Annotated in this window: 26 protein-coding genes and 1 tRNA gene; 10 read left to right on the forward strand and 17 right to left on the reverse strand. The window is 64.7% G+C overall.

Annotation, left to right across the window (positions count from 1 at the left end; translation table 11 throughout):
• Positions 1 to 7 precede the first annotated feature (7 nt).
• Entirely contained in the window at positions 8 to 439 is a 432-nt protein-coding gene (mscL, locus tag U1H99_RS13350; RefSeq protein ID WP_323142227.1) for a large conductance mechanosensitive channel protein MscL, read from the reverse strand.
• 226 nt (positions 440 to 665) lie between these two features.
• Between mscL and petA the strand changes: the two genes are divergently transcribed.
• The 6 genes from petA to U1H99_RS13380 all read left to right on the forward strand — a co-directional run bounded on the left by petA (position 666) and on the right by U1H99_RS13380 (position 4,917).
• Positions 666 to 1,280: a ubiquinol-cytochrome c reductase iron-sulfur subunit gene (petA, locus tag U1H99_RS13355; protein WP_323142228.1), complete on the forward strand. Its 615-nt coding sequence runs from the start codon at positions 666 to 668 to the stop codon at positions 1,278 to 1,280.
• Between the two features lies 1 nt (position 1,281).
• Entirely contained in the window at positions 1,282 to 2,697 is a 1,416-nt protein-coding gene (locus tag U1H99_RS13360) for a cytochrome b (protein WP_323142229.1), read from the forward strand.
• Between the two features lie 44 nt (positions 2,698 to 2,741).
• Positions 2,742 to 3,503 (forward strand): cytochrome c1, encoded by a 762-nt coding sequence (locus tag U1H99_RS13365; RefSeq protein ID WP_323142230.1) that lies wholly within the window; start codon positions 2,742 to 2,744, stop codon positions 3,501 to 3,503.
• Positions 3,504 to 3,592: 89 nt separating this feature from the next.
• A complete protein-coding gene (locus tag U1H99_RS13370) occupies positions 3,593 to 4,204 on the forward strand; it encodes a glutathione S-transferase N-terminal domain-containing protein (RefSeq protein WP_141836099.1) in 612 nt (203 codons plus the stop codon).
• 106 nt (positions 4,205 to 4,310) lie between these two features.
• Positions 4,311 to 4,820 (forward strand): ClpXP protease specificity-enhancing factor, encoded by a 510-nt coding sequence (locus U1H99_RS13375; RefSeq protein ID WP_323142231.1) that lies wholly within the window; start codon positions 4,311 to 4,313, stop codon positions 4,818 to 4,820.
• Positions 4,821 to 4,841: 21 nt separating this feature from the next.
• A tRNA-Thr gene (locus U1H99_RS13380) sits at positions 4,842 to 4,917 on the forward strand.
• 66 nt (positions 4,918 to 4,983) lie between these two features.
• Here the strand turns inward: U1H99_RS13380 and U1H99_RS13385 are convergent.
• A complete protein-coding gene (locus tag U1H99_RS13385) occupies positions 4,984 to 6,816 on the reverse strand; it encodes a tetratricopeptide repeat protein (RefSeq protein WP_323142232.1) in 1,833 nt (610 codons plus the stop codon).
• A gap of 235 nt (positions 6,817 to 7,051) precedes the next feature.
• Here U1H99_RS13385 and U1H99_RS13390 point away from each other — a divergent pair, with 235 nt between their 5' ends.
• On the forward strand, positions 7,052 to 7,984 hold the full coding sequence (locus tag U1H99_RS13390) for an acyl-CoA desaturase (RefSeq protein WP_323142233.1): 933 nt from the start codon (positions 7,052 to 7,054) through the stop codon (positions 7,982 to 7,984).
• A 13-nt stretch (positions 7,985 to 7,997) separates the two neighbouring features.
• On the opposite strand, the gene rtcA is transcribed toward U1H99_RS13390, so the two are convergent.
• From rtcA to U1H99_RS13405, 3 genes are read right to left on the reverse strand one after another with little or no spacing between them, the layout of a single operon-like run.
• On the reverse strand, positions 7,998 to 9,044 hold the full coding sequence (gene rtcA, locus U1H99_RS13395; RefSeq protein WP_375341613.1) for an RNA 3'-terminal phosphate cyclase: 1,047 nt from the start codon (positions 9,042 to 9,044) through the stop codon (positions 7,998 to 8,000).
• Complete coding sequence (locus tag U1H99_RS13400) at positions 9,029 to 10,276, reverse strand: RtcB family protein (protein ID WP_323142235.1); 1,248 nt, start codon at positions 10,274 to 10,276, stop codon at positions 9,029 to 9,031. The genes rtcA and U1H99_RS13400 overlap by 16 nt, the downstream gene beginning before the upstream one ends.
• Positions 10,277 to 10,317: 41 nt before the next feature.
• Positions 10,318 to 10,524, reverse strand: a complete 207-nt coding sequence (locus tag U1H99_RS13405) for a hypothetical protein (RefSeq protein ID WP_323142236.1) — start codon at positions 10,522 to 10,524, stop codon at positions 10,318 to 10,320.
• Positions 10,525 to 10,728: 204 nt separating this feature from the next.
• Here U1H99_RS13405 and rtcR point away from each other — a divergent pair, with 204 nt between their 5' ends.
• Together rtcR and U1H99_RS13415 are read left to right on the forward strand one after the other, a co-directional pair.
• Entirely contained in the window at positions 10,729 to 12,354 is a 1,626-nt protein-coding gene (rtcR, locus tag U1H99_RS13410) for an RNA repair transcriptional activator RtcR (RefSeq protein ID WP_323142237.1), read from the forward strand.
• Positions 12,355 to 12,468: 114 nt separating this feature from the next.
• Positions 12,469 to 13,230: a GIN domain-containing protein gene (locus U1H99_RS13415; RefSeq protein ID WP_323142238.1), complete on the forward strand. Its 762-nt coding sequence runs from the start codon at positions 12,469 to 12,471 to the stop codon at positions 13,228 to 13,230.
• A 62-nt stretch (positions 13,231 to 13,292) separates the two neighbouring features.
• Here U1H99_RS13415 and U1H99_RS13420 read toward each other — a convergent pair whose 3' ends face one another.
• The 12 genes from U1H99_RS13420 to U1H99_RS13475 form a co-directional block, all read right to left on the reverse strand.
• Positions 13,293 to 13,619, reverse strand: a complete 327-nt coding sequence (locus tag U1H99_RS13420) for a BON domain-containing protein (RefSeq protein ID WP_323142239.1) — start codon at positions 13,617 to 13,619, stop codon at positions 13,293 to 13,295.
• An 89-nt stretch (positions 13,620 to 13,708) separates the two neighbouring features.
• Positions 13,709 to 14,797: a LytR C-terminal domain-containing protein gene (locus U1H99_RS13425; RefSeq protein WP_323142240.1), complete on the reverse strand. Its 1,089-nt coding sequence runs from the start codon at positions 14,795 to 14,797 to the stop codon at positions 13,709 to 13,711.
• 17 nt (positions 14,798 to 14,814) lie between these two features.
• Positions 14,815 to 15,750 (reverse strand): type II secretion system F family protein, encoded by a 936-nt coding sequence (locus U1H99_RS13430; protein WP_323142241.1) that lies wholly within the window; start codon positions 15,748 to 15,750, stop codon positions 14,815 to 14,817.
• Between the two features lie 10 nt (positions 15,751 to 15,760).
• Positions 15,761 to 16,735, reverse strand: coding sequence for a type II secretion system F family protein (locus tag U1H99_RS13435; protein ID WP_323142242.1), 975 nt, complete (start codon positions 16,733 to 16,735; stop codon positions 15,761 to 15,763).
• Positions 16,736 to 16,759: 24 nt separating this feature from the next.
• Complete coding sequence (locus tag U1H99_RS13440) at positions 16,760 to 18,103, reverse strand: TadA family conjugal transfer-associated ATPase (protein ID WP_323142243.1); 1,344 nt, start codon at positions 18,101 to 18,103, stop codon at positions 16,760 to 16,762.
• Positions 18,104 to 18,121: 18 nt separating this feature from the next.
• Entirely contained in the window at positions 18,122 to 19,300 is a 1,179-nt protein-coding gene (locus U1H99_RS13445) for a CpaE/TadZ family protein (protein WP_323142244.1), read from the reverse strand.
• A gap of 84 nt (positions 19,301 to 19,384) precedes the next feature.
• Positions 19,385 to 19,675 carry a hypothetical protein gene (locus U1H99_RS13450; RefSeq protein ID WP_323142245.1) on the reverse strand — a complete coding sequence of 97 codons (291 nt, stop codon included), beginning with the start codon at positions 19,673 to 19,675 and terminating at the stop codon, positions 19,385 to 19,387.
• Positions 19,676 to 19,684: 9 nt separating this feature from the next.
• Complete coding sequence (locus U1H99_RS13455) at positions 19,685 to 21,235, reverse strand: type II and III secretion system protein family protein (protein WP_323142246.1); 1,551 nt, start codon at positions 21,233 to 21,235, stop codon at positions 19,685 to 19,687.
• A gap of 20 nt (positions 21,236 to 21,255) precedes the next feature.
• The gene (gene cpaB / locus U1H99_RS13460) at positions 21,256 to 22,113 is read right to left on the reverse strand and encodes a Flp pilus assembly protein CpaB (protein ID WP_323142247.1); all 858 of its coding nucleotides are present in this window, start codon (positions 22,111 to 22,113) and stop codon (positions 21,256 to 21,258) included.
• Positions 22,114 to 23,406, reverse strand: a complete 1,293-nt coding sequence (locus U1H99_RS13465; protein WP_323142248.1) for a DUF8689 domain-containing protein — start codon at positions 23,404 to 23,406, stop codon at positions 22,114 to 22,116.
• Between the two features lie 176 nt (positions 23,407 to 23,582).
• Positions 23,583 to 24,107: an A24 family peptidase gene (locus U1H99_RS13470; RefSeq protein ID WP_323142249.1), complete on the reverse strand. Its 525-nt coding sequence runs from the start codon at positions 24,105 to 24,107 to the stop codon at positions 23,583 to 23,585.
• Positions 24,108 to 24,164: 57 nt separating this feature from the next.
• Entirely contained in the window at positions 24,165 to 24,344 is a 180-nt protein-coding gene (locus tag U1H99_RS13475; RefSeq protein ID WP_323142250.1) for a Flp family type IVb pilin, read from the reverse strand.
• A 386-nt stretch (positions 24,345 to 24,730) separates the two neighbouring features.
• Here U1H99_RS13475 and U1H99_RS13480 point away from each other — a divergent pair, with 386 nt between their 5' ends.
• Positions 24,731 to 25,768: a GGDEF domain-containing protein gene (locus U1H99_RS13480; protein ID WP_323142251.1), complete on the forward strand. Its 1,038-nt coding sequence runs from the start codon at positions 24,731 to 24,733 to the stop codon at positions 25,766 to 25,768.
• The last annotated feature ends 20 nt before the right edge of the window (positions 25,769 to 25,788 follow it).

Raw genomic sequence — 25,788 nt, forward strand, 5'->3', positions numbered from 1 at the left:
CCTGGATCTATTTTTTCAGGGAGTCGCGGATTTCGCGCAGCAACAGGATGTCTTCCGGCGGCGCTGGCGGCGCGGCCGGCTTGTCCTCGTCCGGATGATGGAAGGAGTTGCGCAGGCGATTCATCAGACGCACCATCTGGAAGATCACGAAGGCCAGGATCAGGAAGTTCAGCAGGATGGTGAGAAAGTTACCGTAGGCCAGCACGGCGCCGGCCTTTTTCGCTTCGGCCAGCGGCAAGCCATAGGCCTGGTGGTTCAGCGGAATGTAGTAACTGGCGAAATCGAGACCGCCGAACAGCTTGCCGATCGGCGGCATGATGACGTCCTGCACCAGTGAATCGACAATGCGGCCAAAGGCGCCTCCGATGATCACGCCGACCGCCAGGTCGACCACATTGCCCTTGATCGCGAATTTCCTGAATTCTTCCAGCATGGCCATTAGACGCCCTCCTTGTTCTTTGATTATCTCGTGGCGATGATACAGGAAGGTGCGCCAACCCGACGGCAGCGGTGGGCGCGCGACGCGCATTGCAGAGTTCGCCGCCGGAACGTTTTTTCTTTAATTTGCAAAACTGTTCACATATAATCGATTGTTGCAATATTGGCTTTTACTGTATTGCAATGCATTGCAGTGCAACATTTCGCATTTGACGAATGGAGTTGGTATGAGTAATGAGAAGCAGGTCGATTCAGGCCGGCGAGGCTTGCTCGTGGCTACATGCGCGGCGGGTGGTGTCGTCGGTGTTTCAACGGCCGGAGTTCTGGTCAGTACCCTTCAACCTTCCGAACGGGCCAAGGCGGCCGGTGCTCCAGTCGAGGTCGATATCTCGGACGTCAAACCCGGCGAAATGAAAGTGGCCGAATGGCGCGGCAAGCCGGTGTGGATCCTGCGCCGCACGCCCGAAATGCTGGCCAGCCTGAAAAAGAACGACAGCCTGGTCGCCGATCCTGGGTCCGACAAGAGCTACCAGATCGATATGCCCGGCTACGCGAAGAACGAGTTCCGCGCGTATGAAAACCACAAGGACGTGCTGGTGGTCGTCGGCATCTGCTCCCACCTGGGCTGTTCACCCTCCTCGCGCTTCCAGGAAGGCCCGCAGCCGAACCTGCCTGACGACTGGCACGGCGGTTTCCTGTGCCCCTGCCACGGCTCCACCTTCGACCTCTCCGGCCGCGTGTTCAAGAACAAGCCGGCGCCGGTGAATCTCGATGTCCCCCCGTACATGTATCTGACCGATAACAGGATCGTGATCGGCAAAGACGAGAAAGGCGAGGCATAAGATGGGCGCTGCATTCAAGGAAACCAAGCTCCCGGCCGACGCGCCGAAGAGCCGGAAGGCCCTGGCCTGGGTCGACGACCGCTTTCCGCTGTCGAAGCTGTGGCAGGAACAATGGGGTCGCTACTACGCACCGAAGAATTTCAACGTCTGGTACATCTTCGGCTCGCTGGCGATGCTGGTGCTGGTGATCCAGATCGTCACCGGCATCTTCCTGACGATGCACTACAAGCCGGATTCCAACCTGGCGTTCGGCTCGGTCGAATACATCATGAAGGAAGTCCCCTGGGGCTGGCTGGTACGCTACATGCACTCGACCGGCGCCTCGGCCTTCTTCATCGTGGTCTACCTGCACATGACGCGGGCGCTGATGTACGGCTCCTACCGCAAGCCGCGCGAACTGATCTGGCTGTTCGGCTTCGCCACCTTCCTGTGCCTGATGGCCGAAGCCTTCTTCGGCTACCTGCTGCCCTGGGGCCAGATGTCTTACTGGGGCGCCCAAGTCATCGTCAACCTGTTCAGCGCCATCCCTGTCATCGGCCAGGACCTGTCGCTGTGGATCCGTGGCGACTACGTGGTGTCGGACGCGACCCTGAACCGCTTCTTCGCCTTCCACGTGATCGCGATCCCGCTGGTGCTGCTGGGCCTGGTGGCGGCGCACCTGATCGCGCTGCACGAAGTCGGCTCGAACAACCCGGACGGCATCGAAGTGAAGGAAAACCTCGGTCCGGACGGCCATGGCGTCGATACGATTCCGTCGCACCCCTACTACACGACCAAGGATTTCTTCGGCGTCTCGGTGTTCCTGCTGATCTACAGCGCGATCGTGTTCTTCGCGCCCGAGATGGGCGGCTACTTCCTGGAATACAACAACTTCCTGCCGGCCGACTCGCTGAAGACGCCGCCGCACATCGCGCCGACCTGGTACTTCACGCCGTTCTACTCGGTGCTGCGCGCCACCACCTCCGACTTCATGTGGGTGGTGATGGCCGGCCTGGCCGCCTACGTCGTGTTCATCTGGCTGCGCTCGCGCCTGTCCTATAAAACCAAGATCGCGATCACGGTACTGGCCGTTTTGGTCGAGATCGGCATGCTGCCGCAGGTGCTGGACGCGAAATTCTGGGGCGTGGTGCTGTTCGGCTCGGCCGTCGTGATCCTGGCCCTGCTGCCGTGGCTGGATCACTCGCCGGTGCGCTCGATCCGCTACCGCCCGGGCTGGCACAAGGCCGTGTATGGCGTGTTCTTCGTCTGCTTCCTGGTGCTCGGCTACCTCGGCACCCAGCTGCCGACCGCGACCTACACGCTGATCGCCCAGCTGGCGACGCTGTTGTACTTCAGCTTCTTCCTCCTGATGCCATGGTGGAGCACGATGGGCCGCTTCAAGCCGCTGCCCAAGCGTGTGACCTGGACCGCGCATTGAAGCGCCGCATTGCACCGCGACTGAGGACAAGCCAAAGGACAACCATGAATCTTACGAAGAAACTGCTCGCGGTACTGGCCCTGGTGCCCGGCTTCGTGTTCGCCAACGAAGGTACGTTCCCGCTCGACCGCGCCCCCGAGCGCACCGACATCGCCTCACTGCAAAATGGCGCCAAGTTGTTCGTCAACTATTGCCTGAACTGTCATTCGGCATCGTCGATGCGCTACAATCGCCTGCGGGACCTGGGCTTGAGCGAAGACCAGATCAAGGGCAACCTGCTGTTCTCGGGCGAGAAGGTAGGCGACATGATGAAAGTCGCGATGCGTGCCGATGATGCCAAGGCCTGGTTCGGCGCGGTGCCGCCGGACCTGTCGGTGATCACGCGTGCGCGCGCATCCGGTGCCGGCAGCGGCGGCGACTATTTGTATACCTACCTGCGCACCTTCTACAAGGACGATACCCGGCCGACCGGATGGAACAACCTGGTGGTGCCGAACGTCGCCATGCCACACGTGCTGTGGCAACTGCAGGGGGTGCGTACCGTGAAAATGGTCGAGGAACCCGATCCGCACGAAAAGGGCAAGACGGTACACCGTTTCGCCGGCTTCGCGCAAGTCACGCCGGGCAGCCTGAGCCAGCCGGAGTTCGACACCCAGGTCGCCGACCTGGTGGCGTACATGGAATGGATGGCCGAACCGACCCGCGACTTGCGCAAGCGCCTGGGTGCGGTCGTGGTACTGTTCCTGTCCTTGTTCGCTTTCCTTGCCTGGCGTCTGAATGCTTCATATTGGAAAGATGTAAAGTGATTTGATTGCCCGGTTATAATGCGGGCAATGTCTATTCGGGGTGAGCCATTTGGCCTTCACCCCTTTGTTTCTTGAAGGAACTATAAACCATGATGGTTCTCTACTCCGGCACCACGTGCCCGTTCTCCCAGCGCTGCCGCCTGGTCCTGTTCGAAAAGGGCATGGACTTCGAAGTGCGCGACGTGGACCTGTTCAACAAGCCCGAGGACATCTCGACGATGAACCCGTACGGCCAGGTGCCAATCCTGGTCGAGCGCGAGCTGATCCTGTACGAATCGAACATCATCAACGAGTACATCGACGAGCGCTTCCCGCATCCGCAACTGATGCCGGCCGACCCGCTGATGCGCGCGCGCGCGCGCCTGATGCTGTTCAACTTCGAGAAAGAGTTGTTCGTGCACGTGAACACGCTCGAGAACGAGCGCAACAAGGTGACCGACAAGAGCCACGACCGGGCCCGCGCCGAAATCCGCGACCGCCTGACCACGCTGGCACCGCTGTTCCTGAAGAATAAGTACATGCTGGGCGACGAGTTCTCGATGCTGGACGTGGCGATCGCTCCGCTGCTGTGGCGCCTCGACCACTACGGCATCGAGCTGTCGAAGACCGCGGCCCCGCTGATGAAGTACGCCGAGCGCATTTTCTCGCGCCCGGCCTACATCGAAGCGCTGACCCCGTCCGAGAAAGTCATGCGCCGTTAAGCGCACCGGTCCCGCTCGCGGGATAACGTTGCACGCCAGTTGTTCGACGCCCCGCGGCGATTCGGATTACACTGGCGTGCAATTCGATGCAACCCGAATGCCGAACATGCCAGACATCTCTACCAAGCCGTACCTGCTGCGCGCCATCTACGAATGGTGCACGGACAGCGGCCATACGCCCTATCTGGCGGTCAAGGTCGACGCCGCGACCACGGTTCCGATGGAATACGTGAAGAAGGGCGAGATCATCCTCAACATCAGCTACGGCGCCACCTCGGGCCTGAAGATGGACAACGACGCCATCACCTTCCGCGCACGCTTCAACGGCGTGTCGCGCGAGCTCTACATTCCGGTGCAGAACGTGCTGGCGATCTATGCCAACGAAAACGGCCAGGGCATGGCCTTCGAGGTGAGCACGACGGCGGCCGAGATGGCCCCGCCGGCCTCTGCCCCGACGCTGGCCTCCGCGCCGGCACCGGCCCCCGCCGCCGAGCCGGCAGCGCCGGGATTGGCTGCCGTCCCCGCCAAGACGGCATCGGAAGTGTCGCATCTGCCCGACGGTGACAATGAGCCACCGAAAAAAGGTGGCCGGCCTACGTTGACCCGCATCAAATAGCGGTATAATTCTGGCCACATTGCCGGCTTAGCTCATCAGGTAGAGCAGTTGATTTGTAATCATCAGGTGGCGGGTTCGAGTCCTGCAGCCGGCACCAAGATTCACGCGAAAGCCCAGCCTACATGGTTGGGCTTTTTGCTTTCTGCACTGCTCGACACGCCGCTTACAGCTGCGCCAGCGCCGGCTCCCCGCCCTTCCCCAGCCAGGTCGTCTCGAAACGCCGCTGCGCCAGCTGCAGCGACACCGCATCCCCACGCTGCCTATACACCTCCATCAACCCGCGTAGCGCCCAGCCATTGCTCGGCGTGCGCGCCAGCGATGCGCGGAACACGTCTTCCGCATCGTCCAGCCGGCCGGCGCGCAGCAGGGCCACGCCGAGCGACTGCCGCGCCGGGTAGTACCAGTACGGCGGCTCCATGTAGGGCAGTCCGTCCTGCACCGCGACCGCCTGCCGGTAGGCGGCCAGCGCCAGCGGCAGGTCGCCGCGCGCATCGGCCAGGCGGCCGGTGGCGACGTAGCGCGCGGTCCTGACGATGTCCTGGGCCGGGATGCCCCAGGCGGCAAACGGCTTGAAGTCGGCGCTGCGCTCCATGGTGCCCAGGGCATCGATCTCGCGCCGGCTCTCGGGCGCCATGCCCTTGCGCGCGAAGCCGACCGCGCGCGCGTAATGCCACATCGCCTGCACCAGCACCAGATCCGGGCCGGGGTCCGGCAACGCGACCAGCGTGTCGGCACTGCTGAACTGCACGTGCGAGAAGTATGGCGCCGCCTTCACCGGCTGGATCAGCGGGAATTTCGCCACCAGTTCGGGCGGTAACGATTTATCCAGTTTATGCGCGGCGTCGAGTGCTGTCTTGCCGTCGCCGCCCATCAAGGCGGAGACCATCACGAAGTGGATATTGTGCGGGTAGTAGGCGCCCTTGTAGACCGGGTCGCTGCCCAAGCGGCCGAAGTAGCGCTCGTCGACGGCCACCGCCTGCAGGTTGGCGTCCAGCGACTCTTTATACAGGCCGAGCCGGTAATAGATATGCGAGGGCATGTGCACGATGTGGCCGGCGCCGGGGATCTGCCTGGCCAGCAGGCGCGCGTAGGGCAAGGCGCGCTCGGGGTTGGACGAGGCTTCCACCGCGTGGATGTAGTAGTGGGCGGCGCCCGGGTGGTTCGGGTTGTGCGCCAGCACGCGCTCGAGGGCGGCGATCATCTCCGGCGTGCGGCCCTTGGGCTGGGTGCCGCCGGCCTGCCAGTAATCCCAGGGCGACAGGTCTATCAGTGCTTCGGCGTACAGGACCTGGATCGTGTCGTGGCTGGGAAAAGCGCGCGCCGCCTCGCCCATGGCGTCGGCATAGGCCTGGTCGAGCGACTTGCGGTCTGCCGGCGGCGCCTCGGCGTAGCGTTTGGCGACGGCGCGGATCACGGCCTGCTCGTGCGGCGTGGCCGTACCGGCCAGGCTGACGGCCTTGCTGGCCGCGGCATAGGCCGGGGCCACCGCCTGCGGGAACATCGGCGCATTGATGTTGGGGCCCAGCACCAGCGCCTCTCCCCAGTAGCACATGGCGCAGCCGAGATCGGCCTGCTGGGCGGCGCGGAAGGCGCGTGCGGCTTCGGCATGGTTGAAGGCAAAGGCCAGGCGGATGCCCTGGTCGAAATAGGCCTGGGCCTGCCTGCTGCGGGTGGTGATCGGCAGGTGGAATCTACCCAGGTCCTTGTACAGCGGCGGTGGACTGTCGGCGCTGCCGTCGGCCTGCGCGGGCAATTGCTGGCCGGGCTGGAAGGGACGCGTTTCGGTCGGCGGCGGCTGGAGCTGGTTCTGGACTTGCAGCAGGCTGGCGAGCAGGATCGGATGGCCGGCCTGGGGCGGGGTGCAGCTGGCGCCGCGGGCGAACAGGGGATCGAAGGCAGACGGTGCTGAGCCCTTCTCGGCGGAGCTTGGGGACAAGGCCAGCAGCGCGGCGGCACCGGCACCCGCCAACGCGACCAGGATTCCAGGATTTCGCATGATCTACTCCTCCACATCATCGGCGTCGGCGCTTTTTGCCGACAGAAGGAAGCGCAACGCGTGTCATGGAAGCTGGATATGCATTTAAGTGCGGCGTTCATGGCCGGTTCCGTGGACATGTGGCAGGTATGCGGTCCGTCAAACGTGTGCAAGACACCATGCAGTGTTTGACGGCACCATCGTTGCCGGCTAACTTATGGAACACGCATTCGCCCACCTATTCGCGAGGTCATGCATGCAGGATCCCGACCGGCACACGCACCGCGTTCACGCCACTTCCAGCCGCGACCTGGTGGACGGTCACGTCCGCTATGCATGGAAAAAATCGCTCTGGTTCAGTGCGATGGCACTGGCGGCGCTTGGCGGCGGCGCCGTGTACGCGAGCTGGCGCGGCCTGCTGCTGTTTGCGCTGTCGACCGCCGCCGTGCTGCTGCTCGGGCACTCGCTGGGCAGCCACCGCAAGCTGATCCACGACAGTTTTCAATGCCCGGCCTGGCTCGGCTATTTACTGGTCTGGTGCGGCGTGCTGGTCGGGCTGGCCGGTCCGCTCGGCCTGCTGCGCCAGCACGAACTGCGCGACTACGCCCAGCGCCAGCCAGATTGCCACTCCTACCTGCGTCATGGCGCGGGGTTCTGGCGCGATTTCTGGTGGCAGATCCACTGCGACCTGGTGCTCGCGCGCGAACCGGCCGTGCTCCTCGAGCCGCGCATCGCCGGCGACCGCGTGCTGGCCTGGCTCGAGCGTACCTGGATGCTGCAGCAACTGCCGCCGGCCTTGCTGCTGTATGCCTGGGGCGGCTGGGGTTTCGTGGTGTGGGGCGTGTGCGCGCGGGTGACGGCGGGCATCCTCGGCCACTGGCTGATCGGTTACTTTGCCCACAACCACGGCGGCATGCACCACGAGGTGGAAAGCGCCGCGGTCCAGGGCCGCAACATCCGCTTCACGTCGCTGCTGACGATGGGCGAGTGCTGGCACAACAACCATCACGCGTTTCCAGGATCGGCGCGGCTGGGTTTGTACCAGGGTGAATGGGACCCGGGCTGGTGGCTGCTGTGCGGCCTGCGCCGCCTGGGTCTGGTGTGGGCACTGCGCCTGCCCGAAGACTTGCCGCCGCGGCCGGAACTGAAGCGGCTGCGCGACGCCGGCTGGCGCCAGGCCACCGCCTGAGACCAGCCTGGCGTCAGCGCGGCTCGACCACGCAGCAATCGAGGCCGTCGCGGTGCGTGAAGTGGAAGCGCACCGGCAGGAACAGCTCGATCACCTCGGCGTTGGTGCGCGCATGCAGCGAAGCCTGGTCCACCGTGAAGCCGCCGCCGCCCGCCAGTGCCAGCGGCAGCATCAGCTGGTCGCCCAGGTATTCGGCGACGGCGGCGCCGCTGGCGATATAGCGGCGCGCCTGACCGACCGCCTGGCGCGCGACGTTTTCCGCGGTGACCGATTTTTCGCCGAAGGTGGTGAAGACTTCGGTCACGTGCTCGTACTCGAGGGTCAGCATCAGCGCATTGCCCGGCCCCTGCTCGTCGGGCAGGCGGCGCGCGAATAACTGGTCTTCGCTCCAGTTCATGCCCTGGCCGACGCACTCCAGTTCACGCTGGGCGACGCGCGCCGGGATACCGGCCGTGAAGCTCTCCGCATATCCCTGCCTGCGCTCGCCGCGCGTCATCCATTCATGCGGCGCCAGTCGGGCGCACGGCTGGACCGTGGCGACGACTTCGCCGCCGCCGGCCGGATAGAAGCCGAAACGCTCCAGCTGCAAGTCGATCTGCGCGCCCATCTCGGCCATGCGCGGGCACCAGGCACGCTGCAGGAACTGCACCGGCGGCGCCATCGGATTGTGGGTGCCGCCGCACACGCGCAGCGTCGACGGCACCTCGGCGTACAGCAGCGCCGGCAGCACCGTCTGCAGCACCAGCGTGCAGCTGCCGGCGCTGCCGATCGCGAAGCGGTAGTCGCCGCCGCGCAGCGTGCCCGGGATGAATTCCAGCTCCTGGCTGCCGAGGCTTGCCCCGCTCACGTCGGCGCCGCAGACCTGGGCGGCGGCCTGCACCGCCACCAGGTGCTGGCGCATCAGGCCCGGCTTGCTGCGGTTGGCGCGGATGCGCCGGATGCGGAACGGCTGACCGGTGATCATGGCCAGCGTCAGCGACGTGCGCAGGATCTGGCCGCCGCCCTCGCCCAATGCGCCATCCAGTTCGATCATCCCCATCTCCTTTACCCCTTCACGCATACGATCTGCTTGAGCGTATGCACCACTTCGACCAGGTCGCTCTGCGCCTGCATCACGGCGTCGATGTCCTTGTAGGCCATCGGGATCTCGTCGATCACGGCGGCATCCTTGCGGCATTCGACGCCTTCGGTGGCGCGCACCTGGTCCTCGACCGAATAGCGACGCTTGGCCTCGGTGCGGCTCATCGTGCGGCCGGCACCGTGGCTGCAGCTATGAAAACTGTCCGGATTGCCCTTGCCGCGCACAATATAACTCTTCGCGCCCATCGAGCCCGGAATGATGCCCAGTTCGCCCGCGCGCGCCGACACCGCACCCTTGCGCGTGACCAGCACTTCCTGGCCGAAGTGCTGTTCCTTCTGCACGTAGTTGTGGTGGCAGTTCACCGCTTCCAGGTGCGTCTCGAACGGCTTGTGGATCACTGTGCGCACGGCCGCGATCAGGTTGCGCATCATGACTTCGCGGTTCATGCGCGCGAACTTCTGCGCCCAGCCGACCGCCTCGACGTAGTCGTCGTAGTGCTGCGTGCCCTCCTTCAGGTAGGCCAGGTCCTTGTCGGGCAGGTTGGCGATGTGGGTGCGCATGTCCTGCTTGGCCACTTCGATGAAATGGCTGCCGATCGCGTTGCCGACGCCGCGCGAGCCCGAGTGCAGCATGAACCAGACGAAGCCTTCTTCATCGAGGCAGATCTCGATGAAGTGGTTGCCGGTGCCGAGCGTGCCCAGGTGCTTGTAGTTATTCGTGTTCTTCAGCTTCGGGGTCTTCTGGCAGATGACGTCGAATTCGTCTTTCAGCGCCATCCAGGCCGTGTCGACCGCATGCGGCGGCGTGTCCCACGAACCTTTGTCGCGTCCCTTGAAGCCGCGCGTCTTGGGCGACATCCCGTGCGGTACCGAGCGCTCGATCGCGCTGCGCAGCGGTCCCAGGTTGTCCGGCAGGTCGTTCGCGCTCAGCGTGGTCTTGGCCGCCATCATGCCGCAGCCGATGTCGACGCCGACCGCGGCCGGGATCACCGCACCCAGGGTCGGGATCACGCTGCCGATGGTCGACCCCTTGCCCAGGTGGACGTCGGGCATGGCGGCCATGTGCTTGTAGATGAAGGGCATGCGCGCGGTGTTCGCCAGCTGCTGTTTGGCTTCTTCTTCGACCGGGACGCCGCGGGTCCACATCTTGACCGGACGGCCGCCAGCCACCTCCAGGGTGTCGTAGTGCTGGTCTTTGTATGCTTGGTTCATGATCGTGCTCTCTCGTGTCGACTGCATTGCTTGTCTGTGACTTATTCGGTATCGGCCAGGGTGGTCAGCAGGTTGCGCCAGATGCGCCGTGCCTGCCAGGCCGGGACCGCGCCAGCGTCGTTGAACACCTTGACGCGGGCCGGTACGCCCTGCACGTCGATGCTGACCGACACGACCTGGCCGCCTGTCTGTGCGTTTTTTTGTTTTGTTGCGCTGCCGGCCCTGCCGACGCTGATGATCCAGCCCATGATCGCTCTCCCTCTTCGTTGATCTCGTTTATCTTGTTTGCCCCTTCTCTTTTGCAAGCGGCGTGCCAGCACTTCAACGGCAACCAAACGCGACGCCAAGTGCTTGATTGGCAAGCAAAAACGTTTTACGAAGGTTGACAAAGGCGATTTTGGATTCCAATATGAAATATCCAGAATTTATACGATTGTATAAACCCTTATAAAATGAAGAACAAGAAAATCGTCGTGATCGGTTTCGTCGGGACCCAGCTCGACAGCGGCAAGGGCAGCGCACGCTGGGAAAAATGGCGGCCGTCGGTCGCTCTCACCCAGCATGAGGATGTGGTCATCGACCGTTTCGAACTGCTATGCAATCGCGGCTACGAGGGCCTGGTGCGGCAGGTGATCGAGGATATGGGGGCGGTGTCGCCGGAAACCCAGGTGGTGTCGCACACGCTGGCGCTGGACGATCCCTGGGATTTCGAACAGGTCTACAGTGCGCTGTTCGATTTCGCCAGGGACTACCCCTTCGATCCCGAGCGCGAGGAATACTGGGTCCACATCACCACCGGTACCCACGTGGTCCAGATCTGCATGTTCCTGATGACCGAGGCGAATTATTTTCCGGGGCGCCTGCTGCAGACGTCGCCCCCACGCCGCCATGCGCCCGGCGCGCCGGGTTCGTTTGCGCTGATCGACCTCGATCTGTCGAAGTACGACCAGATCGCGCAGCGCTTTTCGCACGAGCAGCAGGAAGGCGTGGCCTTTTTGAAATCGGGCATCGCGACCCGCAATCCGCGCTTCAATGCGATGATCGACGAGATCGAGCGGGTGGCGATCAAGTCGCGCGCGCCGATGCTGCTGATGGGTCCCACCGGCGCCGGCAAGTCGTTCCTGGCGCGGCGCCTGTATGAATTGAAGAAGGCACGGCGCCAGCTCGACGGCAGGTTCGTCGAGATCAACTGCGCCACCCTGCACGGCGACGGGGCGGCGTCGACGCTGTTCGGCCACGTCAAGGGCGCATTCACGGGCGCGGCGAGCGAGCGCGCCGGCCTGCTGCGCAGCGCCGGAAAGGGCCTGCTGTTCCTGGACGAGATCGGCGAGCTGGGCCTGGACGAGCAGGCCATGCTGCTCAAGGCGATCGAGGAAAAGCGCTTCTTGCCGGTCGGCGCCGACCATGAAGTGCACAGCGATTTCCAGCTGATCGCCGGCACCAACCGCGACCTGGCGCGGGAAGTCGCGCGCGGGCGTTTCCGCGACGATCTGTTCGCGCGCATCAACCTGTGGACCTACGAATTGCCAGGACTGGGCGAGCGGCGCGAAGACATCGAGCCGAACATCGATTACCTGCTGCGCGCCTTTGGCGCCGAGCATGGGCAGATGGTCCGTTTCAACAAGGAGGCGCGCGACCGCTATATGCGCTTCGCCATGTCGGCACAGGCGCGCTGGAGCGGCAACTTCCGTGACCTGTCGGCTTCGATGACGCGTATGGCCACGCTGGCCGAGGCCGGACGCATCACCGGCGAGATCGTCGACGCCGAGGCGCTGCGCCTGGCACGCCTGTGGCAGCCGGCCATTGCCGGACCGGCGGACGGCTTGCAGGCCGGGGACGGCGATGCGGTCGACCTCGATGCGCTGCTGGGCGAGGCCGTGGCGGCGCAGCTCGACCGCTTCGATGCGCTGCAGCTGCAAGCGGTAATACGCGTGTGCCGCGCATCGAAGTCGCTGTCGGAAGCGGGACGCAGCCTGTTCGCCGTCTCGCGCCAGGCCAAGCGCCAGCCGAACGATGCCGACCGGCTCAAGAAATACCTGGCCAGGTTCGGGCTGGCGTGGGACGCTCTGCAGTCCTGAAACCGCCGGATATGACGTTCCATGCCGCCGATGGCGCAGCCTGTCGCAATTACGCTGCCGGCACTGCAGGGCATGCCTATAGTGGATGCAAGCGATCACTACTGGAGACATCCCATGAACAAGATCCTCGGCAGCGCCCTGCTGGCCATCACCCTGTCGCTGGCGATGCACGGCGCCGTGGCCGACGACGTCGTGCGGGAAACCCGCAACATCGACGCCGCCGTCTCGAAAGTCCACCTGGGCGGCGTCATCCGCCTCAACCTGCGCCAGGGACCGCCTTCGCTGGTGCTGTCCGGCGAGCGCCGCTACCTGGCGAAGATCAGGACTGTCCAGCGCGGCGACACGCTGGTCATCGACATGGACGACAACCTGCGTATCAATGGCAGCGCCGGCGACCTGCGCGCCGACCTGACGGTGCCGAACCTGCAGGAATTCGTGTCGCAGGGTGTCGGCTCGAGCGAGCTGTCGGGCTTCAGCGGCAACCGCGTGACCCTGTCACTGGACGGCGCCGGCGCGGTGCGGTTCACGGGGCAGTACCGCGACGTCGATGCGCGCCTGGGCGGGGTCGGCGGTCTGACGCTCGATCCGGGACAGGCGGAGCGGGTCGAGCTGCACCTGGGCGGCGCCGGCCACATCACGGTCAATGGCAAAACCCGGCTGCTGCGCGCGCACTTGGGCGGCATCGGCGGGCTGGATGCGCAGGGGCTGCGTGCGGATACGGTCGACCTGGACATGTCGGGCCTGGGCGGCGCCAGCGTGTTCGCCAGGACCGCCGCCAACATCAGCATGAGCGGCATGGGTTCGGCCACCGTGTACGGCAAGCCGGCGACGCGCAATGCGACCACCGACGGCTTCGGCAAGGTCAGCTGGCAGTGAGCCAAAGCCTGACATAAAAAAACAGGCGGCACTGGCCGCCTGTTCTTCGGGTAATACGGATCTTAACGGACGACCGTGTCGTTCTTGACCGATTTCACACCCTTGATACCGCGTGCCAGTTCGACGGCACGGCGGGCGCTCTCCGGCGAGTCGACGAAGCCGCTCAGCTGCACGGTGCCCTTGAAGGTTTCCACCTTCACTTGGGTCGCCTTGACCGTCGGGTCGGCGGCATAGGCAGCTTTCACCTTGGTGGTGATGACGCTGTCGTCGACGTATTCGCCGGTGCCTTCACGGGTAGCGGTCGGGGCGCAGGCGACGACCGAGACCAGCAAGGTGCCGGCGATAACGGATTGAGCAATGGCGGACTGAAAACGACGAGTAAAGGTCATGGCAATTCTCCGAATTTATTGAAATTTAATTATTGCTAATTTCTGCTAAGTCTGGCGCCCGATATCGTTGCAAAAAAGTCACTCCCGCATCAAGGCGTACTTGCCATGACGGTGGCGCTGCCGGCTCCCGGCCGGTAGGCAAGCCGCTGCGGCGGCAGGTCGTGGCCGATCACCATGCGCACGTCGGCGCGTCCGGCCATCCTGACTTCGACCGGAGTGGCGGTGCCGAAGCGCCGCGCCAGGCGCTCGGCGAGGTCGCGGAAGTCGGGCTGGTATTCGATTCGGGTCTGGCGCACCTTGTATCCCTTTTCGTTGGTCAGGCGCACGATTTTCACGCCGGGATCACGGATCTGGCGCGACACCAGCCTGGCCATGCCCTGGCGTCCGTTGCCGTTGCTGATCTCGAGCGCGGCGGTGATGGCCGGCTGTGCCGGATCCGGCAGCGATGGTGGCGGCGCTTTCGGCGCCGGTGCCGAGGGCAGCACGCGGCGCAGTTCGAGCACGCCGCTTGGTGCCCGGGTCACTTCGACGAACGCCCATTCCTGGTCCGGCCGCGCCTGCCCCGCCTGCGTGGCTTGCACCGCCCGCTCGAGCGCGGGCATGCGGCTGCCGCCGCCGGCCGCCGCATAGTCGGCCTGGAAATCGTGCTCACGCAGGGCACTGGCCTGGCTCAGCATCTGGCGAGCGCGCTCGTTCTGGCCGAGCTTTTGCAGGGTCTCGCCCAGGTACTGCCACGAGCGCGCATTGAGCGGGTCGAGCAGGCAGGCCTTTTCGAGCGCGACCTGGGCTTCGTCGTAGTTACCGGCCAAGAAATAGGCGTAGCCCAGGTTACCGAACAGGAACGCGGTGGCCCGTCCCGAGCCCAGGTGGGCGCCCTGGGTCAGCGCGCGCCAGATCGGGATCGCTTTGGCGAAGTCGCGCTGCTCGGCATAGGCGATCGCCAAGCCGTTGTTGGCATTGACGTGGCCGGCATCGGCCTGCAGCGCGGCCTGGTAGGCAGCGATCGCTTCGTCATAGCGGCGCTCGAGGTGCAGGTTGCGGCCGCGCAGATAGGCGTCGTCGGCAGACGACATGACGGGTGCCGCCGCGTCCTCACGCAGCAGCGTGCTGCCGCAGCCAGCCAGCAGGACGCCGCTGCATAGCAAGGACAAGGCGCTCACAAGGATTCGGGTACGCATAAGACTCTCCACTCATATCAATTAGTGCCGCCGACAGCGCTGAACATGCGCCGGAGCTGGATGCCCGCAGGACCCACCAGCACCATCAGCAGCGTCGGAAAGATGCAGAAGATGAGCGGGAACAGCAGTTTCAGGCCGATTTTGGCGGCCGCCTCCTCGGCGATCATGCGGCGCTTGTTGCGCAGGTTGTCGGAGTACACGCGCAGGGCATCGCCGATGCTGGTGCCGAAGCGCTCCGACTGGATCAGCATGGCAACCAGCGAATCGACGTCGTCTAGGCCGATGCGCAGGGCGAAGTTGCGCATCGCCTTCTCCTTGCTGAAACCGGCGCGCATTTCCATCAGCGCCAGTTGCAATTCCTGCGCCAGGGTCACGCTTTTGATGTGGATTTCGCCCGCGACCTTGACCATGGCGCGCTCCAGGCTCAGGCCGGCCTCGACGCAGACGGTGAGCAGATCGAGCGCGTCCGGGATGGTTTCGAAGATCTCGCGCTTGCGGCGTTCGACCATGCGCCTCAGCACCACATTGGGCAGGTAGTAGCCACAGGACGCCATCAGCAGCAGGAGCAGCACGTTGGTACTGGCCGTGGGCGCGGGCTTGAAGGCCAGCACGATGCCGGCGAGGGCCGGCAGGCACAGTGCCAGCATGGTCTTGGAAGCGAAGTACAGCGCCGGCGCCGACGGGTTGCGCCAGCCGGCGTTCATGAAGCGGGTACGCAAGGGCGATTTTTCCCAGCCCTCTTCCGGCACCGACAGCCGGCTCAGCGGCCGCACCACCCGCGCGACGCGCTCGGTCCAGCTGCTGCGATCGGCCTGGCTGTCGTCGGTGCCGCCCTTGAAGCTGGCCAGACGCGTCTGCAGGGCGCCGGGCGCGAACAGCATCATGCCAACGCCCACCAGGCCGCAGACGACCGCGAACACGATCAACAGGAACAGTAACTGTGCGCTTGTCATCGACGGCTCCTCAGATGTGAATGCGGATCATCTTGCGCAGCCACAGCACGCCGATGACGATCATGATCAGCGCGGCCCAGACCAGCTTGATACCGGTCGGGTCGGTCCACAGGATGCCGATGTAGTCCGGATTGGTCAGCACCAGCATGCCGCCCACGCCAAACGGCAGCAGGCCCAGGATCCAGGCCGACATCCGGCCTTCGGCCGACAGCACGCGCACCCTGTCCACCAGCTTCAGGCGCTCGCGGATGATGTGGCTGATGCTGGTGAGGATCTCGGCCAGGTTACCGCCGGTCTCGCGCTGGATCAGGACCGCAATGATCAGGTAGCGCAAGTCGGTCAATGGAATCCGCGCCGCCATGTTGTGCAGTGCTTCGGCCATCGGCACGCCATAGTTGATTTCTTCGCGGGTGATGCGGAAGTCGGCGCTGAGCGGCTCCGGCATTTCGTTGCCGACGATTTGCAGGACATTAGTGAACGAGTGGCCAGCGCGCAGCGCGCGTGCGATGAAATCGGCGGCCTCCGGCAACTGCTGCTCGATGCGCGCCAGGCGCCGCCGGCGCGCGCGCTTGACCAGCAGCATGGGGATGATCGAGAACAGCAGCGCCAGTCCGATGCGCAGCGCCAGCGGCAAGGGCCACTGCGCAGCCAGGAACGCCCCTGCCAGCAGTGCCGTGCCCGACCACAGCAGGAACTGCTGGACCGACCACTTAATCCCCGACTGCACCAGCAGGCGGTCGACGCGATGGGCCAGCGCGAGGCGGTGCAGCAGCCGGTCGGCCAGGTCGTTGCGGGCGAAGCGCCGCTGCTTCAGGATCGAGATGCGTTCGGAGCGCCCTGCGGTTCCCGACATCAGCTGCAGGCGGCGCGCCACGCGCTGCGCGGCCGCGCCGTGCGTGCCTATCCACCACAGGTACACGCCTTCGATGCCGAGGATGACGCCAGCGAACAGGAATACGACGAAACCATAGAACAGGATGTCCATGCGAGACTCCGCGGCAGCTGCCTGCTAGGTAAAGATGCGGTCCGGGTCGAAGGTATCTTCCGGCACCGGCGCGCCGAACATCCTGAGACGATCGGCGAAGCGCGGCCGCACGCCGGTGGCGCAGAAATGGCCCTGCACCTTGCCGTCGGTGTCGACCCCGGTCTGCTCGAAGCGGAAGATTTCCTGCATCGAGATGATGTCGCCTTCCATGCCGGTGACTTCCTGCATGCTGACCAGCTTGCGCGTGCCGTCGGTCAGGCGCGTGGCCTGCAGGATCACGGTGATGGCCGAGCAGATCTGCTGGCGGATCGCGCGCGGCGTCAGGCTCACGCCTGCCATGCCGACCATGTTCTCCAGTCGCGCCAGCGCGTCGCGCGCGGTGTTGGCGTGAATCGTCGCCAGCGAGCCTTCGTGACCGGTGTTCATCGCCTGCAGCATGTCGAGCGCTTCGGGTCCGCGCACTTCGCCCAGGATGATGCGGTCGGGGCGCATGCGCAGCGAGTTGCGGACCAGCGCGCGCTGCGTGACCTCGCCCTTGCCCTCGATGTTGGGCGGGCGCGTCTCCAGGCGTACCACGTGCGGCTGGCGCAGTTGCAGCTCGGCCGCGTCCTCGATCGTCACGATACGCTCGTTGCCGGGGATGAAGCCGGAGATCAGGTTCAGCATGGTGGTCTTGCCGCTGCCGGTGCCGCCCGAAATCAGGATGTTCACCTTGGCCAGACCCAGGCTTTCCATGACTTTGACCATCGGCGGCGTGACGCTCTTGTAGTCGAGCAGGTTCTGCACCGTGAGCGGTGTCGCACCGAAGCGGCGGATCGAGACCAGCGGCCCGTCGACCGCCAGCGGCGGGATGATCGCGTTGACGCGCGAGCCGTCAGGCAGGCGCGCATCGACCATCGGACTCGACTCGTCGACGCGGCGGCCGACGCGCGAGACGATCTTCTCGATGATCTTCATCAGGTGAGCGTTGTCGTGGAAGGCGATGTCGGTGAGCTCAAGGCGGCCGCGCCGTTCGACGTACACCTTGTTGTGCGTGTTGACCAGGATGTCGGACACGGTTGGATCGTTCAGCAGCGGCTCGAGCGGGCCGAAGCCCAGCATCTCGTGCTGGATGTCGAGCACCAGGTTGTGGCGCTCTTGCTGGTTCAGCACGATGCGTTCTTCTTCGACGATGCGCTGCACCAGTAGCGCCAGCTCGTGCTTGAACTGCTCGGTGGTCAGGCGCTTCAGGCGCTCCAGATCGATCCTGTCGAGGATCAGCTGGTGCATCGTCTTTTTTAGCTCCTGGTAGGCGTGCTGGGCTACCGCAGGCACGGCTTGGTATTGGCGTTCCTCGTCCGTTCCGGACAGGCGCTCGCGCAGGGACATGGACGGCTCCTTGGACAGTTAATAATCGCCTTCGCCGCGCCCGAACAGGCGGTCGAACAGACCGCCCCTGGATTCGACGATACGGCGCTCGGTCACGATCTCGACCAGGTCGGCCAGGCTGCGCGCGGCGGCACTGCCGCGTGCCAGCTGCAGCACTGGAATGCCCTGGTTGACCGAATCGGTGACGGCAACGTAATCATTGGGAATGGTGTGCAGCACCTCGGCACCGAGCGCCGCGTTCAAGTCCTGTAGGCGCAGCTTGCCGCCTTTTTCGTAACGGTTGACGATCAGCCGGATCTGGTCGGTGAGGTAGCCCAGCGAACGGAAGATATCCAGCAGGCGGCGCGCATCGCGGATGTCGGGCAATGCCAGCTGCAGCACCGGATAGATCGCATCGGTGCTGTCGAGCGCGCGCAGCGAAACCGCGTCGATCTGGCGGCCGACGTCAAGCAGGATGTAATCGTAATGCTGGCGCGCGACGCGCAGGATGGTGTCGATGTGCTCGGGCTTGGCCTCGCTGGTCTGGCCGGGATCGTCAGCGGCAGCCAGCACGCCGAAGCCGGGTGCGACGTGCACCAGGCACGAATCCAGGAACGGGCCGTCGATACGCGCGATCTGCTGGCACACGTCGGCCAACGTCATGACCGGCTTCTGGTCGGAGACGTACAGCGTGGCATCTCCGAACTGGCGGTGCAGGTCGATCAACAGTACCTTCTTGTCGGCCAGGGTTGCCAGCGCGTAGCCGAAATTTGTCGAGATGAAGGTCGCGCCGCTGCCGCCCTTGCAGGCGATGAAGGCCAGCACCTTGCCGTCGTGGACCGACGCCACACCGGCGCTGGCAGCGATGCGGTCAATCGCTTCGTGCAGGGCACTGTGCAGCAACGGCAGTTGCAGCACCTCGCGCACGCCGACCCGCATGGCGCGGATCAGGATCTCGGGATGGTGGTTATCGGTCAGCAGCATGAAATGCGCCGCTGCGTAATGGCGGGTCAGCCGCTCCAGGAGGTCGCCGTCGGCCGCATCGGCGTCGCTGACGTCGACCACGACCAGCGCCGGCGCCTCCGCCAGCGGACGATCGAGCGCGTCACGCAGGCTGGCGCGGCTGGCGCCGACATTCAGCGGCGGCACGCGCGCCGCCCCTTGGGAGGCGATCTCCGCGTAAAGCTGGGTGTCGCGGCTGATCAAGAGGGCTTTCATCGGGTTCCTCGGGGCGGCGGGCGATCGTATCAATGCTGGGTGCGGGCGGTGCTGCGTGCTCGGGCCGGAGCCACGCGCGCTGCATCATTGGGCGCCGTTCCCGTTGACCAGCGAACGGTCGGCACTGGCATCCTTGTCCTTGAACGAGCGCTGGTAGCGCTCCTGGGCCGCGTGGGCGGCAGCACCGTCCACGCCGATGGCGGGATTGGCATTCGCCGATGCCGCCGGGTTGATGACCTGGGCAGAAAGATTGGCGCGCATGGCGGCGCCGAAGTGGTCGTTGAAGCGCGGGGTCGAGCTGCAGCCCTGCAGCGTCGCGCCCAGCACCAGCGCCAGCGACACCGGCAGCACCGGCAGATTGCGTCGGATCGTCATTCTCGCCTCCTATTTCAGTTCGAAGCCGCCGCTGCTGTGCGGCGCGGGCGGTACCAGCGCCGGCGCCGGCGCCGACTGGGCGGCGCTGGTGGTTTCGGGTGCAGGACCATCCAGCCGCCCGCCGAGCAGGATCGCGCCGCGCGACGGCACGCCGATCTTGTCGGTCGGCAGTTCATAGCCTGCCCCCGGCAGCGGCTTGACTAGGCGCGCGGTGATCACGAAGACCAGTTCGGTGCGATCCTGCTGGTAGTCGGTGCTGCGGAACAGCGCGCCCAGGATCGGCACTTCGCCAAGCACAGGCAAGCCTTTCAGGTTGGAAACCAGGTTGTTCTTGACCAGGCCGCCGATCGCGAAGCTCTGGCCGTCGTACAGCTGCACGGTGGTGCTGGCGCGGCGCGTGGTCACGACCGGCAGCACTGCCACGCCATTGAAGCCGTTGACCGAGATCCCGATGCCGTCGCGCGACAATTCCGACACCTCCGGCGCCACGCGCAGGTTGATGCGGCCGCCGGAGAGCACGGTCGGTGTGAAACGCAGGCCGACACCGAACTCCTTCTCGGCCAGCGTGACCCGGTTGTTCTCCTGGGCGACGGGTATGTAGAATTTGCCGCCCGCGAGGAAAGTCCCTTCCTGACCGCTGATCGCCATCACGTTCGGTTCGGCCAGGATGCGCACGAGGCCATCCTGGCGTTCAGCTGCAGCCTTGACGCCGTTGGTGGCACCTTTGGTGGCGCTGAGTGTACTGCTGGCTTTCCCGGTGATGAAATCGGTTGCCAGCGTCGCGGCCCAGCTGCCGGAACCGAAGCGCCAGGCGGCGCCGGCTTCCAGGCGCTCGAGCAGGGTCTTGGACACTTCGGCGACCTTGACCTCGAGCTGGACCTGCTGCGGGGCGCTCACACTGAGCAGGTTGACGATGCGGGTGCTGGCCGCCTGGGCGGCACTGCCGCTCGTGTCCTTTGGTTCTGCTTCTTCCTTGTCCGGCTTGGGCACGGCCAGTGCGCGCAAGGGCCGGCGTACGTAGGCGTTTGCCAGTTCGACGACGCGTGAGGCGGCGGCGGCATCGCTCACGCTGCCACTCAGGACCAGCGTGTCGGCTGCCGCCATGACCTTGATGTCGCGCTCCTCGGGCATGACCGCAGCCAGCGTGGCCTGCAGCGGTGCCGGATCGATCGCGACCGTGATGTCGAGCATGCTGCACACGCCGCTGCGGCCCTGCACGATCATGTTGGTGGTGCCGACGTCGACGCCGGCGATATACAGCGTATCCGGTGCGACCAGCAGCGCCTGTACCACGGCCGGATTGCCGACACTGCGGTGCTGGACTGCTTCGGGCAGGCGCATCAGGCTTGACTTGCCGACCTGCAGGGCCAGCTGGGCCGGCCTGGCGGCCATACCCTGGCAGTTCGGGCCGACCTCGGTTCGTGCCGGCGCCGCCTGGGCCGTATCATCCGCGTTCTGCCCCTTGGCCTTGGCTGCGCACGCGGGTCCGGCGGCCGCCAGGACCAGGCCGGCGGCGACCAGGCAGCGGAACATCGGTGTTTGCATCAGGCTTGCGTTCATGACCTCACCCCGGGATAAATTCAGAAGCATTCCTGCGTCATGCGCAGACCGTTCAATACGCTGACGCAATCGCGCCGCACCGGTGCCGCCGCCTTGACCACCACCGGACGTGGTGCCGCGGCTGGCCTGGGGACGGGCTTCGGCGCCGGCTTCGGCGGCACCGGCGTTGCCGGCGGCAGCAGCGTCAACTTGGTGGCACCCTCGGTCGCCGCCGACTGCGGGTCGACCTGGTTGCGCAGGGCCAGCGACAGCGTGCCGACACTGCGCGCCAGGTCGAGTTTTTCGGCCTGTTCCGGCGTGACTTCGAGCGTGACTGCATTGACCACCTTCGGCTTGGTCTCGTCACGGCTGACTTCCTGCGCGACCGCCAGCACAAGAATCCGTTCCAGCACGATCTTCGAAATGCTCTGCTCGCGCCCTTCGGCGCCGGGCTGCATGTCCTTCTGGGTGCTGACGATGATGTCGACATAGTTGCCCGGCAGCGCGAAGCCGGCGACGCCGATCACGTCGTTGACGCGCACCGTGATCGCACGCTTGCCTTCGGTGATCAGGGCCGACAGACCGCCCAGGGTGCCGGCCGGCGCCAGCTTGGCTTCGGTGACCGGCTCGCCCATGACCAAGTTGCTCTTGAGGACACGGCCGTTGAGCCGTTGCGGATCGGTGAACGCGTCTTTCGGCAGGCTGCCGGATGGCCACTCGGTCAGCTTGAACATCTCGGGCGCGAGGCGCTGGCCGAGGCTGATGTCGGCACTGGCCACCAGGATGCGGCCGTTCGCGCCGCCCGGCTGGGTCAACAGCCAGCGCGATGCGAACACCACCGCGGCCAGGCCGAACAGAATGGCAACGACCATCAGGATGAGAGCACGCTTGTTCTTCATTCAAGCCTCCACGTCGCCGGCAATGAACATACTGCGCCAGGCCTGCTCGACTGCGGCTATGGTCAGGCGCGCCTCACTGCCGGCAAATCCGGCGAAATCGGCGACCCGGTCCAGCAGTTCGCCCGGATAGCAGGCCAACAGTGCTCGCCCGGACTGCGGATGCAGGCGCTTGATCAGGTGGTCGGCCGTGCCTTCGTCGTAGTCGATGCGGCGCAGCCGGCATTGGCGCCGCAGCAGGGTGCGATAGGCATTCGGCGACCACGCCCCGATGCCGGTCTTGTAGCCGATGCGGCGCAATGCGGCGTCGTCGAACACCATGGCCGGATTCAGGTTGGTCGCGAACACGACGGCAGCGTCGAACGGCACGATCTCGGTCTGGCCGCCCTGCAGTGCCAGCTGGTCGGTACCGGCATCGAGCGGGCCGATGAACCGGTTGAGCAGCTCGGCGGCCGGCATGCGCTGGCGGCCGACATCGTCGACCACCAGCATGCCGTTGTTGGCCTGCAGATGCGGCGGCGCGTGGTACACCCCCTGTTCGGCGTCGTAGCGCAGCTCGAGGGTCTCGCGGGCCAGCTCGGCGCCGACATGCACCAGCGGCCGTTGCGACACCGCCCAGCGGGCATCGCTGCTGCGGCGCTCTTCCTGGGTGCTGCCGCGCGCCGACGGCGGAGGTGCGACGTGGATGGCAGGATCGAACAGGCGGATCACCTGGCCACTAACGATCAGGGCATGCGGCACGGCGATCGCTCCGGGCAACAGGCGCCCGAGCTTGCGTGCCAGCTGGGTCTTGCCGCTGCCCGATGGGCCATACAGCAGCAGCGAACGCCGTGCGTACAGCGCTGCGCCCAGGGTGGCGCGCGCATCCGCTGCCAGGCCATCCTCGCCGAGCACCGCCGCGAGCTGGGCAGGGATAATGCGTTCGGCATCGGCATCGGCATGGCGCAGCGCCTGGCGTTCGACCATCGCACGGTAGGCCGCCAGCGTCACGGGCGCCGGTCCGACGTAGCGGCAACGCGCGAGCGCGTCGGCGGCGGTGCGCTGGCCGATCGGGGTCAACTGGTACTGCATGTCGATATCGGATTCGCCGCACCAGGCGACGTCCACCTGCTGCTCGGCGATCAGCGGGTTGAGCACCTCGCGCAGCACGCTGATCGAGAGACGCAACTTGCCCGCCAGGAGCGGCAGCGGCGCCTTGCCGCTGGCCTCGATCGCCTTGAGCACCAGGTCGGCCACGAAGCGTGGCTCGAGACCGGTGTCGCGCACTGTCTTGGCCTGGCGGGGCAGGATCGGCATGACGTCCGATGCGTCCGCCATACTGCCCTGGAGCGTGCGCAAGGCCGTTGCGGTATTGCCTGTCGATAGCGTTTCAAACATCGAAATCCCCTAGAAACCTTCATGTTTTCTGAAAGAGGTCGGATTGATTCTAACGACCACCTTCCAGTCCACCCTTGCGCTTTGCCAAAGCGGACTCAACCGTAGTGACGAAGCAGGACCGTGATCGTGCCGACCGCGATGGCCAGCCCATATGGAATAGAACCGGCGCTCTGCTGGAGCGGCATGTCGGTCATATGGATGCCCGGTACCATGAAGCCGTATAACAGGTAGCGGATGTTGGTGAACGCCAGCCGCAGGCGGCCATTCATCAGCACGACGCACAATGACATGACGCCGCCGACGCACCACGTCAGCACGGCGACCTCGAATGCTTCCTCGGGACCGATGAATGCCCCGACGACGGCGATCAGCTTGACATCGCCGGCCGCCATGCCGCGCAGCAGATAAAACGGCAGAAATATCGCGAAGCCGACTCCCATGCCGGAAAATGCTTTCAGCACGGATGCGCCAGGGCTTGCAGAGAGCAGATGCAACAACAGAGCGCAAGCCAGGCCGATCAGCAACAACCGGTTGGGAATGCGGCGCGTCGCCAGATCATTAATGGCAGCAATACAAACCAGCAAAAGGAGACTCAAGTCCAGATATGGTTCGATTAGCATGGCATCCTCGAAACAAAAAAGCCCTCCGGGCCGAATGTCCCGGAGGGCAAGTGCTGCTTACTTATTCTGGAGCGCGGTGCTGATCTCTCCGAACAAAGTCTTCAGATCGCCACCCACGGTTTTGGCGGCACCAGCGATCACCACACCGATCAGTGCAGCGATCAGGCCGTACTCGATCGCGGTCACACCGTTTTCGTCAGCAACGAAGGTTTTGACTGCAGACATGAAGTTGCTCATAACGTACTCCCATATGGTAGGTTGATGAAACACTGACCGGGGGCGCTGACTGCGACAACTGCGCTTCTTGCGACTGGCTGCTTCGCGTTCCGTGTCAGTGAGTTCACTATAAAATGTGATGCTGTACGGCAATTTGATTACAGACAATTTTTCCCAAAGGAATCATTTTTTGTTTTGAGGAATTTTTTTGACGCCGATAAACAGCATGGTGCTGTCTAAAAATTCGTAAACATCAAACACGCGCAGGAAAATTTTATTTGCATAATTGAAATTAATGCAGAAAGCCGTTATGCTGATTTTATTGCTCTAATGAAATGCCAAATGCGTAGGCGCCCGATATGGACATCGTTCATGCGCCAGCCTCTAGATCACATTGCGGGAACGACATGGATTCGCTTCTGAAACATATGGTGGACATGACCGGCCACCGCGACCACGCAATGCTCGACATTTCCGTGATCTCGGCGGTGCAGGAGTTGGCCGGGGCCGTACAGACCCGCATCCTGCGCATTGGCACTGTATCTGGGCAACAAGTCCTGCGCGCGCGCGCATCGATCCGCAGAGGCAGCCCCGCCCGCCTCGAAGAAGCGCATGAGGGCTGCCCTGGCGAAGCGCTGGCCAGCCATCCGGTACTGATGCAGTGTCTGATCGCGCGGCGGCCCAGTGCCGAAGCGCTCGACGACGACGGCATGCGCACGCTATGGCTGCCGATCTGGTTCGGCGACAAGGCCGGCACCTGCCTCGAAATCCGCGACGACAAACCGTTCACCGACGTCACCGTCCACATGGTCGGCGGCATCGTCGGCGTGTACCGCAACTTCCAGAACCTGCTCGACTACAGCGAGCGCGATTCCCTCACCGGGCTGCTCAACCGCAAGACCTTCGACGACCAGCTGGCGCGCATGCTGCACAGCGCGCAGCAGCAGGATGTGCGCCTGCCCGGCTTCCCGGAACGGCGCCAGCCGAATGGTCAGGAAAAACAGTGGCTGGCAGTGGTCGACGTCGATCACTTTAAGGCGGTCAACGACCGCTTCGGCCACCTGTACGGCGATGAAGTGCTGATCCTGATCGCCAACCTGCTGCAATCCTCGTTCCGTGCCCAGGACCGGGTATTCCGTTTTGGCGGCGAAGAATTCGTCGTGCTGCTGCGCTCGACCACGCTGGACAATACCTGGAAGATCATCGAACGCTTTCGCGCCGGCGTGGCCAATCACGGCTTCCCGCAAGTGGGGCGGGTGACGGTCAGCGTCGGCTTCGTCGCGATCAGCGCCTTCGAATCGCCGGTAATGACCCTCGGCCATGCCGACCAGGCGCTATACCACGCCAAGAGCAGCGGCCGCAATCGCGCCTGTCACTACGACGACCTGGTCTCGCACGGCATGGTGCAGGCGGCGGCCTCGAACGATACCGCCGAATTCTTCTGATGCCGTGCCGGGTGGCGCGT

Source organism: Massilia phyllosphaerae (assembly GCF_034659755.1).
Classification (GTDB): domain Bacteria; phylum Pseudomonadota; class Gammaproteobacteria; order Burkholderiales; family Burkholderiaceae_D; genus Telluria; species Telluria phyllosphaerae.

Bases quoted from the DNA above. Each gene is read 5' to 3' on its own strand.
- mscL (WP_323142227.1), bottom strand. From the start codon at position 439: ATGGCCATGCTGGAAGAATTCAGGAAATTCGCGATCAAGGGCAATGTG.
- petA (WP_323142228.1), top strand. From the start codon at position 666: ATGAGTAATGAGAAGCAGGTCGATTCAGGCCGGCGAGGCTTGCTCGTG.
- U1H99_RS13360 (WP_323142229.1), top strand. From the start codon at position 1,282: ATGGGCGCTGCATTCAAGGAAACCAAGCTCCCGGCCGACGCGCCGAAG.
- U1H99_RS13365 (WP_323142230.1), top strand. From the start codon at position 2,742: ATGAATCTTACGAAGAAACTGCTCGCGGTACTGGCCCTGGTGCCCGGC.
- U1H99_RS13370 (WP_141836099.1), top strand. From the start codon at position 3,593: ATGATGGTTCTCTACTCCGGCACCACGTGCCCGTTCTCCCAGCGCTGC.
- U1H99_RS13375 (WP_323142231.1), top strand. From the start codon at position 4,311: ATGCCAGACATCTCTACCAAGCCGTACCTGCTGCGCGCCATCTACGAA.
- U1H99_RS13385 (WP_323142232.1), bottom strand. From the start codon at position 6,816: ATGCGAAATCCTGGAATCCTGGTCGCGTTGGCGGGTGCCGGTGCCGCC.
- U1H99_RS13390 (WP_323142233.1), top strand. From the start codon at position 7,052: ATGCAGGATCCCGACCGGCACACGCACCGCGTTCACGCCACTTCCAGC.
- rtcA (WP_375341613.1), bottom strand. From the start codon at position 9,044: ATGCGTGAAGGGGTAAAGGAGATGGGGATGATCGAACTGGATGGCGCA.
- U1H99_RS13400 (WP_323142235.1), bottom strand. From the start codon at position 10,276: ATGAACCAAGCATACAAAGACCAGCACTACGACACCCTGGAGGTGGCT.
- U1H99_RS13405 (WP_323142236.1), bottom strand. From the start codon at position 10,524: ATGGGCTGGATCATCAGCGTCGGCAGGGCCGGCAGCGCAACAAAACAA.
- rtcR (WP_323142237.1), top strand. From the start codon at position 10,729: ATGAAGAACAAGAAAATCGTCGTGATCGGTTTCGTCGGGACCCAGCTC.
- U1H99_RS13415 (WP_323142238.1), top strand. From the start codon at position 12,469: ATGAACAAGATCCTCGGCAGCGCCCTGCTGGCCATCACCCTGTCGCTG.
- U1H99_RS13420 (WP_323142239.1), bottom strand. From the start codon at position 13,619: ATGACCTTTACTCGTCGTTTTCAGTCCGCCATTGCTCAATCCGTTATC.
- U1H99_RS13425 (WP_323142240.1), bottom strand. From the start codon at position 14,797: ATGCGTACCCGAATCCTTGTGAGCGCCTTGTCCTTGCTATGCAGCGGC.
- U1H99_RS13430 (WP_323142241.1), bottom strand. From the start codon at position 15,750: ATGACAAGCGCACAGTTACTGTTCCTGTTGATCGTGTTCGCGGTCGTC.
- U1H99_RS13435 (WP_323142242.1), bottom strand. From the start codon at position 16,735: ATGGACATCCTGTTCTATGGTTTCGTCGTATTCCTGTTCGCTGGCGTC.
- U1H99_RS13440 (WP_323142243.1), bottom strand. From the start codon at position 18,103: ATGTCCCTGCGCGAGCGCCTGTCCGGAACGGACGAGGAACGCCAATAC.
- U1H99_RS13445 (WP_323142244.1), bottom strand. From the start codon at position 19,300: ATGAAAGCCCTCTTGATCAGCCGCGACACCCAGCTTTACGCGGAGATC.
- U1H99_RS13450 (WP_323142245.1), bottom strand. From the start codon at position 19,675: ATGACGATCCGACGCAATCTGCCGGTGCTGCCGGTGTCGCTGGCGCTG.
- U1H99_RS13455 (WP_323142246.1), bottom strand. From the start codon at position 21,235: ATGAACGCAAGCCTGATGCAAACACCGATGTTCCGCTGCCTGGTCGCC.
- cpaB (WP_323142247.1), bottom strand. From the start codon at position 22,113: ATGAAGAACAAGCGTGCTCTCATCCTGATGGTCGTTGCCATTCTGTTC.
- U1H99_RS13465 (WP_323142248.1), bottom strand. From the start codon at position 23,406: ATGCCGATCCTGCCCCGCCAGGCCAAGACAGTGCGCGACACCGGTCTC.
- U1H99_RS13470 (WP_323142249.1), bottom strand. From the start codon at position 24,107: ATGCTAATCGAACCATATCTGGACTTGAGTCTCCTTTTGCTGGTTTGT.
- U1H99_RS13475 (WP_323142250.1), bottom strand. From the start codon at position 24,344: ATGAGCAACTTCATGTCTGCAGTCAAAACCTTCGTTGCTGACGAAAAC.
- U1H99_RS13480 (WP_323142251.1), top strand. From the start codon at position 24,731: ATGGATTCGCTTCTGAAACATATGGTGGACATGACCGGCCACCGCGAC.